This window comes from Microcystis sp. LE19-10.1B (assembly GCF_027530565.1).
Taxonomy (GTDB): domain Bacteria; phylum Cyanobacteriota; class Cyanobacteriia; order Cyanobacteriales; family Microcystaceae; genus Microcystis; species Microcystis aeruginosa.
The window spans coordinates 1-3,898 of the sequence record NZ_JAPZQM010000489.1 but is presented as its reverse complement, the minus strand read 5'-3'; the positions used below and the strand labels follow the sequence as shown (position 1 = coordinate 3,898).

The 3,898-nt window shown below is 41.8% G+C and carries 4 protein-coding genes and 1 pseudogene; 3 read left to right on the top strand and 2 right to left on the bottom strand.

The genetic code is table 11. The annotated features are described in order from the left end of the window. Nucleotides 1-283: 283 nt before the first annotated feature. Together O9332_RS17575 and O9332_RS17570 are read right to left on the bottom strand one after the other, a co-directional pair. Nucleotides 284-1,126 (bottom strand): IS4 family transposase, encoded by an 843-nt coding sequence (locus tag O9332_RS17575; RefSeq protein WP_230401060.1) that lies wholly within the window; start codon nt 1,124-1,126, stop codon nt 284-286. After that, entirely contained in the window at nt 1,056-1,286 is a 231-nt protein-coding gene (locus tag O9332_RS17570) for a hypothetical protein (protein WP_288026627.1), read from the bottom strand. Before O9332_RS17570 ends, O9332_RS17575 begins: the two co-directional genes overlap by 71 nt. Nucleotides 1,287-1,835: 549 nt before the next feature. On the opposite strand from O9332_RS17570, the gene O9332_RS17565 reads away from it, so the two are divergent. The 3 genes and pseudogenes from O9332_RS17565 (at nt 1,836) to O9332_RS17555 (ending at nt 3,446) form a co-directional block, all read left to right on the top strand. After that, nucleotides 1,836-2,027 carry an HMA2 domain-containing protein gene (locus tag O9332_RS17565; RefSeq protein WP_002757656.1) on the top strand — a complete coding sequence of 64 codons (192 nt, stop codon included), beginning with the start codon at nt 1,836-1,838 and terminating at the stop codon, nt 2,025-2,027. A 36-nt stretch (nt 2,028-2,063) separates the two neighbouring features. Further along, the gene (locus O9332_RS17560; protein ID WP_288026626.1) at nt 2,064-2,609 is read left to right on the top strand and encodes a hypothetical protein; all 546 of its coding nucleotides are present in this window, start codon (nt 2,064-2,066) and stop codon (nt 2,607-2,609) included. A 162-nt stretch (nt 2,610-2,771) separates the two neighbouring features. Next, nucleotides 2,772-3,446, top strand: a pseudogene (locus O9332_RS17555) (DUF1345 domain-containing protein). The last annotated feature ends 452 nt before the right edge of the window (nt 3,447-3,898 follow it).

The following is a 3,898-nucleotide window of genomic DNA, read 5'->3' as shown; positions in this document are numbered from 1 at the left end:
GTAATTCTTGGGCTGCCCATTTCTCCATTTTTTTGCTTACCTCCACCTTAATTCCTTCTTTCAAAACTATACCTATCAATCGTTTCCCCTTTTTTTAAGTTTCTTCTCTTTTTGTTAAGAAAGATCCGACTAATGGATAGCTTGATAAGGGGGGTGTCTGATAATTTTTAACGACTACCTACTTAAATAGGACAAAATTAACTTCTCAGTTAGAATAGACACTCTTGCACTTAGGGACTTGCGCTTTGATAATGTACCTTTTTGGCGAACGCGGTCATTGGTGTCAACTTAAGGGAAGAGGTTCCCATAGTTGTCGATGGAGAGCCTCTTTCTCTCGATGTCGCTGACGTTCAGCTTTAATCAGTCCAAAAAGTTGAGCGCGTTCGGCTAAATAGCTGATTACATCTGGGTTTTCGCCCCGAGAGAAAGCCTTCGCTACATAGTAAAGGCTTCTAAAAACCATCTCGACAGAAATTTTTTCTTGCGGCTGATGGAGAGCTACAGCCACATCTTGAACTATCTGAGTGAGAACAGTATAGAAAATCAAGGTAGTGAGAATTTGGATTTGTACGCCGTTAGTGAGTCCAACCCATAAATAGGCCAGTCCTAAGAGTCGCTTAGTTAAGAGAAAAGCTTCTTCTATCTGCCATCTTCTTCTATACAAATCACAAACTTCCTCAGCGGATAGTTGTTCAGAATCAAGCACGTTTGTCAAATAATCATACCAAGTATTTCCCCAAAGAACTGAGACTAATCTGACGGTCGAATGGCAAGGATTAGAGCGATACTGACCGAGGGTAATAATCTCATCTCGGTAAAGTTTTCCTGCGGACAAAAATTGCTTTATTTGGTAAGATGTTTTCCCCCTCATGCGGGTAAGAAAATATTTTTCTTCCTTAGTAAATTGGTCAAACCACGGAAAACTAAAAAAGCCTAGGTCAACGACTAGCAAGCCTGATGTAGGTAGCTCATTTATTAATTGTTCTGCCCATACTTTATCGTTACATCTCTCATTTTTATGAGACCATACTGTCACAGGTACTTGCGTAAATGCCTCAACAATCATCATTATTCTTCCAGCCAATTTCCCAGATTCCTTCTCGGAAGCTTTCAGCCTTTTCCTCAGCTGCTCTAGGGTTGAGCCATCGGCTATCCAAATAACACTGGCTCTTCGGGACTTGGTATGGTTCGATAGGGGGGCATAAATCGACTAAATCCTTATCTGGCAAGAGACTTAATTGATTAGTTCGCTCTAGATAGAAAACAATTGGCCAAAATCGAAGCAATGCCTTTCTCTATAAGGGTTCCATCCCTTATAACCCCCGTCCATTGCATAACACAAACCGAAGAGCCATTAAAATTTATAGCGGTTCTCGCATCTGTGCGGCACACTTAAACCTTTGCTGATTAAGCTGTTCAGGATCGGGAATGTACCTCTTGTGAATCAGAAACGCTATATTTGGTTTAAGAATTGGTCGGAGTTTTTCTCATTTATTCTCACCGAATATGTCCCATTCAAACAAGTAAATTCTAGTTGAAAATGTCAGAACTCTTGAAGGAGAAAAAGAAAGTTGTTTATAAAAAAACTAAAAATTTTGTTAGAATTTTATCTGAATTTATGAGTTGAAATCGATTTTTCATGGACAGAGTTCTTAAAACCTGTCTATCTCCAGCGTTGGATGATAATTATCTGTCAAAAAATAATGCTTCTACACAAGTTCTCTATTTAAATAAGAGAATTTTATCTGATTTTTTTCAAAATGAGAACTGCTGCAATAAATCTACTGTAAAAGATGATAAAGTTCCTATTGTCAATGCTTATTGGCTAAATTATTATGCTATTTGGTGGCACGTCTGAATTTTCCACAAATGCTACCCCCCCAATCTCCTATCAAGTGGTTAGCTCACTTCCTGGGCGAATCCGCTGGCGTGTCCCTTCCCTGCGCCAAAACCTAACAGGACAAAATATTCTCCAGGGAGCGATCGCTGCTCTAGAAAGCGTTACCAGCGTCCGCATCAACCCCTAGGCTAACTCAATCATTGTCACCTTTGCTGAAGGGAAAATGTCTCCCGCACAATTAGAGCAAGAACTGGCAACTGCGATCGGCAAGGCCGCAGCTTCGGCGAACCCAGGGGCAGAAGTCCCCCAGAAAGCTGAATTCAAGGCGGAAAAACAAGTTCCTCGTCCCCCGGAAGAGAAATTGCTGGTGAGGGAAAATCTGGCCGATGCAAAGGTGGAACAGACCCAAACAGTGATCAGTCCCCAGACAGGAGAAAGTAAAGATGATAAAAATCCTCTAAACGAGATACCGAGCCAAACTTTAGTTTATCGGCAGCTGGAAGCCTTACCCGTCAATTCTTGGCAGCGCCAGTGTCAAGAGCAGGCTGAATCAATCGAGAAACTAGAAGACTGCCTCGCCGCCTTACAGCCGGTGGCAGCGATCGGTTCAGCTTGGCTGAGGCGGTGGTACGTCCACAGTCCGGCAACCATAGATTGCGCTGCCAGCACCGGCAGAAGCTCGATTGAAAAAATATCGCAAATACCTTTAAAAGTTCCAAAATACAGGCTCGCAATCTCTATTTCAGGTACGAGGAGTGCAACTGATTAGGCCTTGTCTGGGACTAAATTGCCAATTCGATCGAGAATTTTTACCCGAAGGGAAAAGAGGGGCCAGTTTACTGCTCTCGCCTGAGAATTGACTGCTAGGCTATCCTGAGAAAACCATACCGTTTCAACTAAACTAGATCTGTGAAAATCAAGGCTCTTAAAAATGACCGCCAAGCCCAAAATGATTTTTCGGCTGACTTCTCCCATCAACCGGTTTCTCTTCACGCTGACAGTGGCAATTTTCGTTTATTTAATCACGGGAGAATTTTACCAGGAATTGCGGTTTCTCTTGGCTTACGATCTAGCGATACTAAGTTATTTGAGTGTTTTAGCAGTGCAAATGTCCAAAGCGACTGCGGAAGATACCTTTCGTCTGTCTCAACAGCAAGAACCCAAGGGTATTAGCACTTTATTTGCTGTGCTGCTATTTTCTGGTATGGGGTTAATTGCTCTTTCTTTATTACTCAACAACTCCAAGAAATGGACTCCCTTGTTGACGAATTTGCACATGGGACTGTCCCTATTAGCGATCTTTTTGTCTTGGACTCTGGTACATACTTTTTTTGCTCTGTATTATGCCAGACTCTAGTACGATGAACTATCCGCAGAAGATTCATCCGCTTACCGCAAAGGTTTAGACTTTCCCAATCAAGAACTTGTGGATTATTGGGATTTTATGTATTACTCTTTTACTATCGCTATGTGTTACCAGACATCGGACGTATCCGTTGAAAGCGTTGCGATGCGACGCATGACACTCTTTCATTCCATCCTCTCTTTTATCTTAGTAGCAGTAGTCATCGGTTTAGTGGTAAACATAATTTCTAATCTCATTTAATTGTGTCTGATCTCAAACGAGCCAAATGTCTATCGGGGATATCTCCCCTGCTTATGGTGATCAGTAAATCTGATATTTTGTATTCTGCTATACATTCTTCCCCATGATGTTGAGAGAACCACCTCTTTTAGATGTGGCTGCGGTACGATCTCATAGGTGTAGTTTTTTAACCCACATTCCGCACCCTAGTCGTTGAAATCAAAAGTTGCTCTAGCCCTTGTATAGTAAGACTTTTAGCGATTACTAAGAATTATGAAGTGTCACACTCTAGTCAGCGATCGCCAGCTTAATGAGAGTTTATCTCAATAATTTGGTATCAGAGCTATCAGATTTTTAGGGCTAATTGTGCATCTGCTGGGCAAACAAATTAGCCTGTAATTCAGAGCCGGCAATCGTTTTGACGATTTAGATAAAATTTTCAATGTGACACTTTAGGGTGCGGAATGTGGGTT

Bases quoted from the DNA above. Each gene is read 5' to 3' on its own strand.
- O9332_RS17565 (WP_002757656.1), top strand. From the start codon at position 1,836: ATGCTATTTGGTGGCACGTCTGAATTTTCCACAAATGCTACCCCCCCA.
- O9332_RS17560 (WP_288026626.1), top strand. From the start codon at position 2,064: ATGTCTCCCGCACAATTAGAGCAAGAACTGGCAACTGCGATCGGCAAG.